The sequence below is a fragment of the Leisingera sp. UBA4491 genome, from assembly GCF_002388965.1.
Taxonomy (GTDB): domain Bacteria; phylum Pseudomonadota; class Alphaproteobacteria; order Rhodobacterales; family Rhodobacteraceae; genus Leisingera; species Leisingera aquaemixtae.
This window is the reverse complement of the sequence record NZ_DGNN01000020.1, coordinates 34,552-47,793: the sequence shown is the minus strand read 5'-3', so window position 1 is coordinate 47,793 and position 13,242 is coordinate 34,552. Positions and strand designations below refer to the sequence as shown.

Annotated in this window: 13 protein-coding genes; 5 read left to right on the top strand and 8 right to left on the bottom strand. The window is 66.1% G+C overall.

The window, feature by feature from the left end:
- Positions 1-66: 66 nt before the first annotated feature.
- The 5 genes from B2P87_RS11165 to B2P87_RS11145 all read left to right on the top strand — a co-directional run bounded on the left by B2P87_RS11165 (position 67) and on the right by B2P87_RS11145 (position 6,102).
- Positions 67-1,386, top strand: a complete 1,320-nt coding sequence (locus tag B2P87_RS11165) for an aspartate aminotransferase family protein (protein WP_141889133.1) — start codon at positions 67-69, stop codon at positions 1,384-1,386.
- Positions 1,387-1,448: 62 nt separating this feature from the next.
- Entirely contained in the window at positions 1,449-2,699 is a 1,251-nt protein-coding gene (locus B2P87_RS11160) for a Zn-dependent hydrolase (RefSeq protein ID WP_141889134.1), read from the top strand.
- Positions 2,700-2,704: 5 nt separating this feature from the next.
- Positions 2,705-4,165 carry a dihydropyrimidinase gene (hydA, locus tag B2P87_RS11155; RefSeq protein WP_141889135.1) on the top strand — a complete coding sequence of 487 codons (1,461 nt, stop codon included), beginning with the start codon at positions 2,705-2,707 and terminating at the stop codon, positions 4,163-4,165.
- A gap of 94 nt (positions 4,166-4,259) precedes the next feature.
- Positions 4,260-5,750, top strand: coding sequence for an NCS1 family nucleobase:cation symporter-1 (locus B2P87_RS11150; RefSeq protein ID WP_058286647.1), 1,491 nt, complete (start codon positions 4,260-4,262; stop codon positions 5,748-5,750).
- Between the two features lie 58 nt (positions 5,751-5,808).
- Entirely contained in the window at positions 5,809-6,102 is a 294-nt protein-coding gene (locus B2P87_RS11145) for a DUF1330 domain-containing protein (protein WP_008558342.1), read from the top strand.
- A 110-nt stretch (positions 6,103-6,212) separates the two neighbouring features.
- On the opposite strand, the gene B2P87_RS11140 is transcribed toward B2P87_RS11145, so the two are convergent.
- The 8 genes from B2P87_RS11140 to B2P87_RS11105 are packed head-to-tail and all read right to left on the bottom strand — an operon-like array spanning position 6,213 to position 13,242.
- Positions 6,213-7,325 (bottom strand): alpha-hydroxy acid oxidase, encoded by a 1,113-nt coding sequence (locus tag B2P87_RS11140; RefSeq protein WP_141889136.1) that lies wholly within the window; start codon positions 7,323-7,325, stop codon positions 6,213-6,215.
- Positions 7,325-7,879 (bottom strand): sulfopyruvate decarboxylase subunit beta, encoded by a 555-nt coding sequence (gene comE / locus B2P87_RS11135; RefSeq protein WP_058286650.1) that lies wholly within the window; start codon positions 7,877-7,879, stop codon positions 7,325-7,327. Before comE ends, B2P87_RS11140 begins: the two co-directional genes overlap by 1 nt.
- Positions 7,876-8,382, bottom strand: coding sequence for a sulfopyruvate decarboxylase subunit alpha (gene comD / locus B2P87_RS11130; RefSeq protein ID WP_058286651.1), 507 nt, complete (start codon positions 8,380-8,382; stop codon positions 7,876-7,878). The genes comE and comD overlap by 4 nt, the downstream gene beginning before the upstream one ends.
- 39 nt (positions 8,383-8,421) lie before the next feature.
- Positions 8,422-8,832, bottom strand: a complete 411-nt coding sequence (locus B2P87_RS11125; RefSeq protein WP_058286652.1) for a universal stress protein — start codon at positions 8,830-8,832, stop codon at positions 8,422-8,424.
- A gap of 30 nt (positions 8,833-8,862) precedes the next feature.
- Complete coding sequence (locus B2P87_RS11120) at positions 8,863-9,843, bottom strand: alcohol dehydrogenase catalytic domain-containing protein (RefSeq protein WP_141889137.1); 981 nt, start codon at positions 9,841-9,843, stop codon at positions 8,863-8,865.
- Positions 9,840-10,601 (bottom strand): SDR family NAD(P)-dependent oxidoreductase, encoded by a 762-nt coding sequence (locus tag B2P87_RS11115; protein ID WP_141889138.1) that lies wholly within the window; start codon positions 10,599-10,601, stop codon positions 9,840-9,842. The genes B2P87_RS11120 and B2P87_RS11115 overlap by 4 nt, the downstream gene beginning before the upstream one ends.
- Positions 10,594-11,901, bottom strand: a complete 1,308-nt coding sequence (gene hisD / locus B2P87_RS11110; RefSeq protein ID WP_141889139.1) for a histidinol dehydrogenase — start codon at positions 11,899-11,901, stop codon at positions 10,594-10,596. The genes B2P87_RS11115 and hisD overlap by 8 nt, the downstream gene beginning before the upstream one ends.
- 12 nt (positions 11,902-11,913) lie before the next feature.
- Positions 11,914-13,242, bottom strand: coding sequence for a TRAP transporter large permease (locus tag B2P87_RS11105; protein WP_058286656.1), 1,329 nt, complete (start codon positions 13,240-13,242; stop codon positions 11,914-11,916).

The following is a 13,242-nucleotide window of genomic DNA, read 5'->3' as shown; positions in this document are numbered from 1 at the left end:
AGCAGAGCCTCGATACGCTGCTAAAACTCGTTGCGGCCTGAACACTCGAACGAAAAGGACTTGGACATGGATAATCAACTGAAGCGGCCGAACGCCATGGATGCCTACTGGATGCCGTTCACGGCCAACCGGCAATTCAAGCAGTCGCCGCGCATGGTCGCCTCGGCCGAGGGCATGTATTACACCACCACCGACGGGCGCAAGGTGATGGATGGCACCGCGGGCCTGTGGTGCGTCAACGCGGGCCACGCTGCGCCGCGCATCACCGAGGCGGTGCAGAAACAGGTCACCGAACTGGACTATGCGCCCGCCTTTCAGATGGGCCACCCCAAGGCGTTTGAGCTGGCCGCGCGGCTGGCGGAGCTGGCGCCGGGCGATCTGAACCATGTGTTCTTCACCAACTCCGGCTCGGAATCGGTGGAGACCGCACTGAAAATCGCGCTGGCCTATCACAAGGCCAAGGGCGAGCAAGGCCGCACCCGGCTGATCGGGCGCGAGAAGGGCTATCACGGGGTGAACTTCGGCGGCATCTCGGTGGGCGGCATCGTCAACAACCGCCGCCATTTCGGCAGCCTGCTGACCGGCGTCGACCACCTGCGCCACACCCATGACCCGGCGCGCAACGGCTTTACCAAGGGCCAGCCGGAGCATGGCGCGGAGCTGGCGGAGGATCTGGTGCGGCTGATCGAGCTGCACGGGGCGGAGACCATCGCCGCGGTGATCGTCGAGCCGATGGCAGGCTCCGCCGGGGTGATCCTGCCGCCCAAGGGCTACCTGCAGCGGCTGCGCGAGATCACCCGGGAGCACGGTATCCTCTTGATCTTCGACGAGGTGATCACCGCCTATGGCCGCCTGGGCCGGGCCTTTGGCGCGGATTACTACGGCGTCGAACCGGACATGATCACCACCGCCAAGGGTCTGACCAACGGGGTGATCCCGATGGGCGCGGTGATGATCAGCAGCGCCATCCACGATGCCTTCATGACCGGCCCGGAGCATATGATCGAGCTGTTCCACGGCTATACCTACTCCGGCAACCCGGTCGCCTGCGCCGCGGCGCTGGCGGCGCTGGACACCTACCGCGAGGAGGAGCTGTTCGAGCGTGCGGCGGCGCTGGAGGACTATTGGTCCGATGCCCTGTTCAGCCTTCAGGGGATGCCGCATGTGAAGGACATCCGCTGCTCCGGCCTGGTCGGCGCGGTGGAGCTGGAGCCGGTTGCGGGGGTGCCCACCAAGCGCGCCTTCGACACCTACCTGCGCGCCTGGGACAAGGGGGCGCATCTGCGCACCACCGGCGACATCATCGCGATGTCGCCGCCGCTGATCATCGAAAAGACGGAAATCGACGAGCTGATCGGCATTCTGGCCGAGTCGCTGGTCGCGTGAGGACCTGCCTCTGCCTTGCGCTCGAATGGCGCGCGGGGCAGGGGCGGCAAAGGGAGAGAGATATGAAAGACGTGCAAAGCAACGCCCGCATCAACGGCAGCCGCCTGTGGGACACGCTGATGGAGATGGCGCAGAAAGGCCCCGGCCTGCGCGGCGGATGCAACCGCCAGACGCTGACCGACGCCGACAAGGAAGGCCGCGACCTGTTCAAGCGCTGGTGCGAAGAATCCGGCATGACCGTCGGCGTCGACAGCATGGGCAATATGTTTGCCCGCCTGGAAGGCACCAATCCGGATCTGGATCCGGTGATGATGGGCAGCCATCTGGACACCCAGCCCACGGGCGGCAAATACGACGGCGTGCTGGGCGTGCTGGCAGGGCTTGAGGTGGTGCGCTCGATCCGCGATCAGGGCATCCGGACCCGCCGCCCGATCGTGGTGGTGAACTGGACCAATGAGGAAGGCACGCGGTTTGCCCCCGCGATGCTGTCCTCCGGCGTTTTTGCGGGCGTTCATACGCAGGACTGGGCCTATGCGCGCGAGGATGCGGAAGGCAAGAAGTTCGGCGAGGAACTGGCCCGCATCGGCTACGCGGGCGATGAGCCGGTGGGCAACCGCAAGATGCACGCGATGTTCGAGCTGCACATCGAGCAGGGCCCCATTCTGGAGGCCGAGGGCAAGGACATCGGCGTCGTGACCCATGGCCAGGGCCTGAACTGGCTGCAGGTGACGCTGACGGGCCAGGAGGCGCATACCGGCTCCACCCCGATGCCGATGCGCCGCAATGCGGGCCTGGGGGCCGCGCGGATCACGACGCTGGTGCATGAGATCGCGATGAGCCACCAGCCCGACGCCGTTGGTGCCGTGGGCCACTGCGATTATTACCCCAACAGCCGCAACATCGTGCCGGGCAAGGTGGTGTTCACCATCGACTTCCGCTCGCCCAGCTTTGACACGCAAGCGGACATGGAGCGCCGCCTGCGCGAGGGTGCCGCCAAGATCGCCGAGGAGCTGGAACTGGGCCTGGAAATCGAGCAGGTCGGCCATTTCGACCCGGTGACGTTCGACGAAAACTGCGTCTCTGCCGTGCGCCGTGCCGCCGAGCAGCTGGGCTATTCGCACCGCAACATCATCTCGGGCGCAGGCCATGACGCCTGCTGGATCAACAAGGTTGCGCCGACCGCGATGGTGATGTGCCCCTGCGTCGATGGGCTCAGCCACAACGAGGACGAGGAAATCAGCCGTGAATGGGCCGCGGCAGGGGCAGATGTGCTCTTGCATGCCGTGCTGGAAACGGCAGAAGTCGTGGAGTGAAGACTATGACTGCAAGAACCGTGATCAAGGGCGGCACTATCGTTGCCGCCGACCGCAGCTATGCCGCCGATGTCGCCATCGAGGATGGCAAGATCGTGCAGATCGGCGCGGGCCTCACTGGCGACAAGGTGCTGGACGCCGAGGGCTGCTATGTCATGCCGGGCGGCATCGACCCGCATGTGCATCTGGAAATGCCCTTCATGGGCACCCATTCGGCGGATGACTTTGAATCCGGCACCCGCGCGGGCCTGGCTGGCGGCACCACCATGGTGGTGGACTTCTGCCTGCCAAGCCCCGGCCAGTCGATGCTGGAGGCGCTGGAGGCCTGGCACGCCAAGTCCAAACGCGCCTGTGCCGACTACTCCTTCCACATGGCGGTGACCTGGTGGAGCGAGCAGGTGTTCAACGAAATGCAGCAGGTCGTGGATCTGGGCATCAACACCTTCAAGCATTTCATGGCCTACAAGGGCGCGCTGATGGTGGACGATGACGAGCTGTTTGACAGCTTCCGCCGCTGCGCCGCGCTTGGCGCGCTGCCGATGGTCCATGCGGAAAACGGCGACGTGGTGGCCACCATGCAGCAGAAGCTGCTGGCCGACGGCATCCGCGGCCCCGAAGGCCATGGGCTGTCGCGTCCGCCCGAGGTCGAGGGCGAAGCCACCAACCGCGCCATCATGATCGCCGACATGGCGGGCGTGCCGCTGTACGTCGTGCATACCTCCTGCGAGCAGGCGCATGAGGCGATCCGCCGGGCGCGCCAGAAGGGCATGCGCGTCTATGGCGAGCCGCTGATCCAGCATCTGGTGCTGGACGAAAGCGAATACCGCAACCCAAATTGGGACCACGCCGCGCAGCGGGTGATGTCGCCGCCGTTCCGCGACAAGGCGCATCAGGACAGCCTGTGGGCCGGTCTTCAGGCAGGTTCGCTGCAGGTGGTGGCGACTGACCACTGCGCCTTTACCGTGGATCAGAAACGCTTTGGCATCGGCGATTTCACCAAGATCCCGAACGGCACCGGCGGGCTGGAGGACCGGATGCCGGTCCTGTGGAGCGAGGGCGTGAACACCGGGCGGCTGACACCGAACGAGTTTGTGGCCGTGACCTCGACCAATATCGCGCGTATCCTCAACATATACCCGCGCAAAGGGGCGATCGTGGAAGGCTCCGACGCCGATCTGGTGGTGTGGGATCCGAAGAAGTCCAAGGTGATCTCGCCCGAAACCCAGCAGTCGGTGGTGGAGTACAACGTCTTCTCCGGCCGCGAGGTGACCGGCCTGCCGCGCTATACCCTCAGCCGCGGCGAACTGGCGGTGGACGACGGCACCGTCTGCGCCACCCCGGGGCATGGGCGTTTTGTCGAACGGCCCGCGTTCCCCGAGGTCAGCAAGGCGCTGTCCAAGTGGAAACAGGTCACCGCGCCGCGCCAGGTTGTGCGCTCGGCTGAAAACATGCCGGCCTGCGTCTGATCACGGTCCCCGGCGCAGGCCGGGGGCTTTTGCATTTACTGCCTGCCGCAGAAGCAGGCAGCAACAAAGCCAAATAACAGGGAGGAAACTCAAAATGGCTGATGTAACCAGCGGGTATTCCGCGTCCGGCGCCGACGCGCCGCCGCGGGTGGATCTGACCGGGATCGACCCCGAACTCTATAACGAGGACCAGCTGCCGACGACGGCGGCGGAACGCACCTGGGACTGGCTGGCAATTGCCGCGCTTTGGGTGGGCATGGTGGTCTGTATTCCGACCTACCTGCTGGCCTCCTACCTGATCGGCTCCGGCATGAGCTGGGATCAGGCAGTTATGACCATTCTGGCCGCCAACGCCATCGTGCTGATCCCGATGGTGCTGGTGGGCCATGCCGGCACCAAATACGGCATCCCCTTCCCGGTGCTCTTGCGCTCCTCCTTCGGGCCGACCGGCGCCAAGATCCCGGCCGTGGCCCGCGGCATCGTCGCCTGCGGCTGGTTCGGCATCCAGACCTGGGTCGGCGGCTCGGCGATCTTTGTGATCCTCAACACCCTGACCGGCGGTGCGCTGGCGGGCGAGGCGCTTCCGGTGCTGGGCATCAGCGCGGGCGAATTCATCTGCTTCCTCGCCTTCTGGGCGCTGCATCTCTACTTCATCGCCAACGGCACCGAGTCGATCCGCTGGCTGGAGACCTATGCGGCCCCCTTCCTGCTGGCGATGGGCCTCGCCCTGCTGGCCTGGGCCTATGTCAACGCCGGCGGCTTCGGCGAGATGCTGTCCACCCCCAGCGCCTTTGATCCGGGCCAGCCGCAAGAGGGCCAGTTCTGGGTCGTCTTCTGGCCGAGCCTCACCGGCATGATCGGTTTCTGGGCGACGCTGGCGCTGAACATCCCCGACTTCACCCGCCACGCCAAAAGCCAGAAAGACCAGCTGGTGGGCCAATTGGTCGGCCTGCCGATCCCGATGGCGCTGTTTGCCTTCATCGCCTCCGCCGTGACCTCGGCCACCGTGGTGATCTATGGCGAGGCGATCTGGGATCCGATCCAGCTGTCTGAGAAGATGGGCGGGTTCTCGGTGATCATCGCGCTGTTTGCGCTGATCGTGGCGACGCTGACCACTAACCTGGCGGCCAACGTGGTGGCGCCTGCGCACGGGTTCTCGAACCTGGCGCCGAGCAAGATCAACCTCAAGCGCGGCGGCTATATCACCGCGGGCATCGGCATCGCGATGTTCCCCTGGGTTCTGGTGAACCACATCATCGGTTGGCTGATCGCTTATTCGGCGCTCTTGGGTCCGATCGCGGGCGTGATGCTGGCGGACTACTACCTGCTGCGCAAGACCAAGCTGGAAGTGGCTGACCTGTTCAAGATGAACGGCATCTATTCCGGCAGCAACGGCACCAACTGGGCCGGTGTCTGGGCGCTGGTGATCGGCATCCTGCCGAACCTGCCGGGCTTCCTGGCCGGTGTCGGCATTACTGCGGGCACCTCGGACTTCTTTGCCACGATCTACACCTACGCCTGGTTCGTGGGCCTGTTCGTGGCCGGCGCCGCCTATCTGGTGCTGTCCAAGATCCTGAACAAGTGACCTTTGGCCGGGGCGGTGCCTGCCGCCCCGGTTTCCTTTTCGGACAAGCGGAGTTCCCATGCCCAAAGCCTATTGGATTGCCCATGTCACTGTGACCGATCCCGATCCCTACAAGCTGTATGCCGAAGGCGCGACGGAGGCGTTCAAGACATTCGGCGCCCGCGTTCTGGCCCGCGGCGGCGCCTGCGAGCAGATGGAGGGCGACGGCCATCCGCGCAACGTGGTGATCGAGTTCGACTCGATGGAGGCGGCGCTGAGCTGCTACAACTCGCCGGAATACCAGGCCGCCAAAGCGCACCGCGAGGGCGCCGGGCTGGCCAATATCGTGATCGTCGAAGGCGCGCCCGGCTGAGCGGGCGCGCGCTTGCACCGGCTGCTTGCCGCCCTGCGTGACAGGAGGGGGCAGGCCGCCGGTCAAGTCATTGTTTTCTTGATTAAATCCAGCAGCCCGCCTGTGCGCTGCTACGATCGCCCGGAAAAATTGTCAGCTGACAATGCCGTCAGCCCGGTTTGCGCCATGGCGATGCTCAGCTCTTCGCTCAGCGCTTCCCACAGCTGTTGCAGCCCTGCTTCGCCCCCTGCCGCAATGGCAAACTGCAAAATCCGCCCCAGGAAGGTGAAGTCCGCCCCGGCCGACAGCGCCTTCAGCACATCCTCGCCCGACCGGAGGCCGCTGTCGTAGAACACCGGGAATTCCGGCCCCAGCGCGGCCCGGATTTGCGCGAGCATCTCTATCGGAGCAGGTGCGGCCTCCAGCTGCCGGGCGCCGTGGCTGGAGACCTGGATCGCGTCCGCGCCCGCCGCCGCCAGCGCGCGGGCGTCTTCAACGTCCAGCACGCCCTTTATCACCAGTTTGCCGGGCCAGAGGTCGCGCAGCCGGGTCAGCGTGTCCCAGGTGGCCCGCGCCCGGCTTTCGGTGCGGTCGAAGTCATAGCCTTCCATCTGGAAATTCGCCATCACCGGCTTGCCCTTCAGCAGCGCCGTCAGCGACCAGCGCGGGTGCAGGGCAAAGTCGAGGAACTGCCGCGGGCCGATGCGGAACGGCATTTTGAAGCCATGGCGCAACTCGCGCGGGCGGCGGCCGACCTCGGGCACATCGACCGTCAGCACCAGGGTTTGATAGCCGGCCGCGCGGGCGCGCTCCGCCAGTTTGAAGGTGCCGCTGCCGTCGCCGCTGAAATAGAGCTGGAACCAGGCATAGCCCTCCGCCGCCTCCAGGATAGTCTCCAAAGGGGTCGAGGCAACGGTCGAGACCCCATGCGGCACCCGGTGGCGGGCGGCCAGCCGGGCCAGCATCAGGTCGGCGCCGGGGGCGGCGAGGTTGCACATGCCCATGGGGGCAATCCCGAAGGGCCGGTCCGCTTCGGCACCAAAAATCCGGACCGCCAGCGAGCGCCGGCTGACATCGCGCAGGATACGGGGCCGCAGGGTGATGGCATCCAGGGCCGCACGGTTGCGCGCCGCCCCGGTTTCCTGCCCGGCGGCCCCGTCGATATAGTCAAACACCATCCAGGGCAGCCGCCGCCGGGCCAGGCGGCGGGCGTCCTCAGCCGAATGGATGGCGCCTGCACCCATCAGCCGGCCACGGCCTTCATGAAGCGGTCGCGGATCACCACCGGGTCCATCGTGATCACCGGCATCTTGGCGTTGCCGCTGTCGCATTTGACCACCAGAACCGTCGCCTCGCCGCTGGCCAAAGCCTCCTCCAGCGCAGGGCCGGTGTCCTTGTCCTGCACCTCCACCACCCGGGCGCAGCCGGCGGCGCGGGCCATGCCGGCCAGATCGGTGCGCTGGCTGGTGTAGGTCGGCTGATCGCCGGTGGAGCCATAGGAGCCGTTGTCGATGATCATCAGGATGTAGTTGCCGGGCGCGTTGTTGCCGATGGTGGGCAGGGTGCCGAGGTTGGTCAGGATCGAGCCGTCACCGTCGATCACGATCACCGGTTTCGGCTGCGCCAGCGCCAGCCCCAAGCCGATGGAGGACGCCAGCCCCATGGTGCCCAGCATGTAGAAATTGCTGGGCTGGTCGTCGATGGCGTGCAGTTCTTGCGACGGAATGCCGATGTTGCAGACCACCAGTTCGTTGCGCAGGATCGGCGCGATCTCTTTCAGGATTTCGGAACGGATCATTGGTCGCCATAGCCTCCCCAGAAATTGGCGTCGGTCAGGATGGCAACGGGCTTGTTGCACATGAAGGTGTATTTCAGGATGTTGTCGAACTCCTCGACATCTTTCTGCCAGTGAAAGTGGTAGGCGGGGATGTTGAGCTGCGCCAGGAGCGCCTTGGTATGCACCGCCATTTCGACCTGGCAGGCCACCGGCTCGCGCAGCTCGCCGCGGTAGGAGATCAGCATCGGCAGCGGCATCCGGTAGTACTGGATCAGCGTCGCCAGCGTATTGATGGTCACCCCGATGGCAGTGTTCTGCATTATGATGGCCGGGCGCTTGCCGCCCATCCAGGCGCCGGCGCACAGCCCCATGCCCTCGTCCTCCTTGTTGGAGGGGATATGGAAGATGTCGTCGCGCTGGTCGATCTCCTCGATCACCCCGGCCAGCTGCTTGCAGGGCACGGTGGTGACGAAGGAGACGCCGTTGGCCGCCAGATCGTCAGCGATCCTCTTGTCGATATTCATGGTGGGTTGCCTTTGCTTCGGGTGTCTTGTTTCTCGGGGTCAGGAGGTGCGGCAGACATGCACGGCGCAGGGCGCGTGGCGGACCACGCGGGCGGCAGTCGAGCCGAGGAAAAAGTCGCTGAGGCCCGGTTTGTGGGAGCCGACGACGATGCAGTCCATGCCGTGCTGCTGCGCGTATTCGACAATGGCGCGGTAGGACCGGCCCTTGACGATCTCCGCCGTGACATTGGCGTGGCCTGCGGTTTTCAGGGCCAGCGCCTCGCGGGCCTTGTCAAAGCCGTCGCGCACGGTGTCTTCGTCCAGGTAGGCGGTGACCGAACTGTGCGGCGGCTCATAGACATGCAGCGCGGTGATCTGCCCGCCGGGGTTGCACAGGGTGGCGGCGGCCTTGAGCGTTGTTCCGGACACCCCGTGATCCAGGGCCATGGGAACCAGGATATTGTCATACATCGTTGCTCTCCGTTTGTTTGGCGTGCGGGCTCAGGCCCAGGGGTCGAGGATGATCTTGGGCGCCGCCACCGCGCCGCTGCGCAGGTCGCGGAACGCAGCGGCGCCGTCCGACAGCGGCCGTGTTTCGGGCCAGTCCAGCGGGCCGAGGCGGCCGTCAAAGATGGCCTGCGCGGTGTCGCGGAAGTCCTGCGCGGTATAGGTATAGGTGCCGATAAAGGTGATCTCCTGCAGGGTCATGCGGCGGATATCCAGACCTCCGGCGTCCTCCCCCAGCCCGGCATGAGCAATCACCCCGCCCGGCGCAGCGGCGGCAGAGGCGGCGGCGCGGGTGGCGGCATAGCCCACCGCGTCCACCACCAGCGGCACCATGCCCTGAAACTCCGCCACCGCCTGCTGGCCGCAGCGGTCCGCCAGAAAGGCCCGGCGCGCGGCGTTGGGTTCCTGGACCGTGACGTCCTCTACCCCCATCGCGCGCAGCGCCAGCGCCGCCGCAAGCCCGATGGCACCGCCGCCGATCACCAGCGCGCGGCGCTCCTGTGCCGGGTGCAGCGCCTCCAGCGCCAGCCGGGCGGCGTGCCAACTGACCGCCAGCGGCTCGGCCAGCGCGGCCTTTGCCAGCGGTACCGCGTCCGGCACGGTGACAAGATTGCGCTCCGGCATTGCCACGAACTGGGCGAAGGCGCCCTCGCGCGGGGGCATGGAGATGATCTGGCGGCTGGCGCAGAGGTTTTCGCGCCCCGATGCGCAGGCCGCACAACTGCCGCAGGTGACCAGCGGGTTGATTGTCACCCGTCTGCCCGCATCCGCCCCGTCCTCGATCACCCCGGCGGCTTCGTGCCCCAGGATCAGCGGCGCGGGCCGGCGGTTGTCATGGCCCAGATAGGCGTGCATGTCAGACCCGCAGATGCCGGAGGCATGAATGCGGATCAGCTGCTCGCCCGGCTGGCCCGCGGCCATCGGCACATCGCGGACCGAAAGCGTCTCAACCCCTTCATAAACCAAGGCTTTCATTTCGCGGTGAACCCCCCGTCAACCATCAGGATTTGCCCGGTGACATAGGCCGAGGCCTCCGAGCACAGGAACAAAAGCGGCCCGTCGAGGTCCTCCAGCCGCCCGTTGCGGCCGATGCAGGTCTGCGCGGCGTTGCGGGCCGCGCGGGCCTCATCGCCGAACACCGCCTGGGTCAGCTCAGTCGGGAAGAACCCCGGGCCGATCGCGTTGGCGGTGATGCCATGGGGCGACCAGGCCTCTGCCATGGCGCGGGTCAGCTGGCCGATCCCGCCCTTGCTGGCGCCATAGGCGATGCCGCCGGGAAAGGCGCGGGAGGTCTGGAGCGAGGCGAAGTTGATGATCCGCCCCCAGCCCCGGTCCTTCATCGCAGGCACCAGTGCTTGGCTGAGGAAGAAGGGCGCCGAGAGGTTCAGCGCCAGGGTGCGGTCCCAGCCTTCCGTGGTCACCTCATCCGCAGGCTGCCGCGTGTTGACGCCGGCCGCGTGGATCAGGATGTCCGGTGCGCCAAAGGGGGCCGCAACGACGTCCCGCAGTGCCGCCAGCGCGCTGCGGTCCGCCACATCGGCCACCGTATAAGCCGCGCCTGTGCCGATCTCCGAACAGAGACTTTCCAGCGCCTCCGCCCGGCGCGCCACCGCCACCACCTGCGCCCCGGCGGCGGCCAGCGCGATGGCCGCCCGCCGCCCCAGCCCGGAGCTGGCGCCGGTGATGCAGGCGGTCCGGCCCGTCAGATCGAACAGGGCGCGCGGGTCAGCCATTGGCGGTCAGGTCAAAGGTTTCGTCCGGGAAATACTTGGCCAGCCGCACATCGGCGGCGCGGGCGTGGCCCTCCATCCCTTCCAGCCGGGCGATCCGCGCGGTGGCCTCCGCCACCGGTTTCGAGCCTTCGCGGGTGGCGCGCTGCCAGGTGACGATCTTCATGTATTTGTGAACTGACAGCCCGCCGGTATAGCTGGCCGCGCGCGAGGTCGGCAGCACGTGGTTGGTGCCCGCCGCCTTGTCCCCGTAAGAGACCGTGGTCTCCTCGCCCAGAAACAGCGAGCCGTAGCAGGTCAGCTGCTCCAGCCACCAGTTCAGATCCTCTGCCTGCACGGTCAGATGCTCGGGCGCGTATTCGTCGGAGCAGGCCGCCATATCCTCGCGGTCTTTGCACAGGATCACCTCGGCATAGTCGCGCCAGGCGGCGGCGGCGTTCTCGCGGTTCACCTCCGGCAAGTCGTCGATCAGCCCCGGCACCAGCCGCATGACTTCCTCGGCCAGAGTCCGATCATCGGTCACCAGCCAGACCGGCGAGTTGTAGCCATGCTCGGCCTGGCTCACCAGATCGGTGGCGACGATATGGGCGTCGGCGGTGCTGTCGGCCAGGATCAGGCTGTCGGTGGGGCCTGCGATCATGTCGATGCCGACGCGGCCGAACAGGATGCGCTTGGCCTCCGCCACGAACTGGTTGCCGGGGCCGACCAGGATATTGGCCTTGGGCAGGCCGAACAGGCCAAAGGTCATCGCCGCAACCCCCTGCACGCCGCCCATCGCCATGATCTTATCCGCGCCGCAGATATGGGCGGCATAGACGATGGCGGGGGCCACGCCGGTGCCCGGGCGCGGCGGCGAGCAGGCGGTGATGTGCTTGCAGCCCGCCACCTTGGCGGTGGTCACGGTCATGATGGCGCTTGCGATATGGCTGTAGCGCCCGCCCGGCACATAGCAGCCCGCCGCATCCACCGGGATCACCTTCTGCCCGGTGATGAAGCCGGGGCAGATTTCGGTTTCCACATTCTGCATCGTGCTTTTCTGCAGCTCGGCAAAGCGGCGCACGTTGTCGTGGGAAAACCGGATATCGGCCTTCAGCTTCTCCGGCACCTGCGCGCAGGCGGCTTCGATCTCCTCTGCCGTCAGCAGCACGCTGCCCTCGTAGCGGTCGAACTTGGCCGCGTATTCCAGCGCCTTGGCGTCGCCGCCGGCCTCGATGTCGTCCAGGATGCCCTGCACGGTCTTGTGGGTCTCAGACGCGTCCGACTTGGGGGTCAGGGCAGCCTTCTTCAGGTATTCACGGGTCATTTTCAGGGGGTCCTACTTGTAGATGTCAGGAAGCAGCGTGGTCGAGATCGGCGGGATGTAGGCGATCAGCAGCACCACGATCAGCATGGTCAGAACAAAGGGGATGGCACGGGCGGCGATCTTGAGGATGGACTCGCCGGTGATGCCGGAGACGACGAACAGGTTCAGGCCCAGGGGCGGGGTGATGAAGCCGACCCCCAGCGCGGTGATCATCATGATGCAGAACTGGATTTCGTTCATGCCGATGTTGTCGGCGAGCGGCTTCAGGATCGGTGCCAGGATCACGATATTGGGGGTCGTTTCCATCACGCAGCCGGCGGCGATCAGGATGCAGATCATCAGCAGGATCAGCACCGAGGGGTCATCGGTCAGCCCGGTCACCGCGGCCACAAACCCCTGCGGCACGCCCATGATCGCCAGCGCCTCGGCCAGCGGCGCGGAGAAGGCGATGATCGGCAGGATCACCCCGTTCACCTTGGCAGAGCTGACCAGCATCGCCGGGAAATCCGAGAGCTTGAGGGTGCCCAGGATGAAGCCCATCAGGATGGTGACGACCACCGCCGTGGCGCCGGCCTCTGTCGGGGTCAGGCGGCCGGAGAAGATGCCGTAGAAGATGATCCCCGGCACGATGAAGGCATACCAGCCGGATTTCAGCGAATGACCCAGGTTGCCCAGCCATTCACCGAACCCCATGTTGCCGCCGGTCTCATAAGTATAAAGCCGGTTCATGATGATATTGGTGACCAGGATCGACACCAGAATGGCAATCCCCGGGATCAGCGCGGCCAGGAACAGGGTGGAGGCGGAAATGCCCAGCACCAGGCCGATGATGATATAGGCGATGGAGGGCGGGATCAGGATGCCGGTGCAGGCACCCGCCGCGACCAGCGCGCAGGCATAGGGGCGGGGGTAGCCGCTTTCGACCAGCCGGGCGATGGTCATCCGCCCGACGGCGGCAGCGCCGGCGGCGTCAGAGCCGGAGATCGCCGCGAACATGCCGCAGACCAGCACCGTGGCCGAGCCGAAGCCGCCCCGCGTCCAGCAGGTCAGCGCCTCTGCCACATCGAGGAATTTCTTGCTGAGGCCGGTGCGCACCAGCACGTCGCCGGTCAGGATGAACAAGGGCACCGCGGTCAGCGCAAAGGCGTCGATGCCGGTGAACAGGCTTTCGCCGATGGCGCTGAGCGGCAGGTCGCCCGACATCACCAGCATGGTGATGGCCGCCGCCCCGATGGCGGCCCAGACCGGCACCGCCAGCGCAATCAGCGCCACGAACATGATCACCGGCAGGTAGAAATCCCAGCCCAGTTCGACTGTTTGGTTGAGTGTGTTCCACAGCAT

Bases quoted from the DNA above. Each gene is read 5' to 3' on its own strand.
- B2P87_RS11165 (WP_141889133.1), top strand. From the start codon at position 67: ATGGATAATCAACTGAAGCGGCCGAACGCCATGGATGCCTACTGGATG.
- B2P87_RS11160 (WP_141889134.1), top strand. From the start codon at position 1,449: ATGAAAGACGTGCAAAGCAACGCCCGCATCAACGGCAGCCGCCTGTGG.
- hydA (WP_141889135.1), top strand. From the start codon at position 2,705: ATGACTGCAAGAACCGTGATCAAGGGCGGCACTATCGTTGCCGCCGAC.
- B2P87_RS11150 (WP_058286647.1), top strand. From the start codon at position 4,260: ATGGCTGATGTAACCAGCGGGTATTCCGCGTCCGGCGCCGACGCGCCG.
- B2P87_RS11145 (WP_008558342.1), top strand. From the start codon at position 5,809: ATGCCCAAAGCCTATTGGATTGCCCATGTCACTGTGACCGATCCCGAT.
- B2P87_RS11140 (WP_141889136.1), bottom strand. From the start codon at position 7,325: ATGGGTGCAGGCGCCATCCATTCGGCTGAGGACGCCCGCCGCCTGGCC.
- comE (WP_058286650.1), bottom strand. From the start codon at position 7,879: ATGATCCGTTCCGAAATCCTGAAAGAGATCGCGCCGATCCTGCGCAAC.
- comD (WP_058286651.1), bottom strand. From the start codon at position 8,382: ATGAATATCGACAAGAGGATCGCTGACGATCTGGCGGCCAACGGCGTC.
- B2P87_RS11125 (WP_058286652.1), bottom strand. From the start codon at position 8,832: ATGTATGACAATATCCTGGTTCCCATGGCCCTGGATCACGGGGTGTCC.
- B2P87_RS11120 (WP_141889137.1), bottom strand. From the start codon at position 9,843: ATGAAAGCCTTGGTTTATGAAGGGGTTGAGACGCTTTCGGTCCGCGAT.
- B2P87_RS11115 (WP_141889138.1), bottom strand. From the start codon at position 10,601: ATGGCTGACCCGCGCGCCCTGTTCGATCTGACGGGCCGGACCGCCTGC.
- hisD (WP_141889139.1), bottom strand. From the start codon at position 11,901: ATGACCCGTGAATACCTGAAGAAGGCTGCCCTGACCCCCAAGTCGGAC.
- B2P87_RS11105 (WP_058286656.1), bottom strand. From the start codon at position 13,242: ATGCTGTGGAACACACTCAACCAAACAGTCGAACTGGGCTGGGATTTC.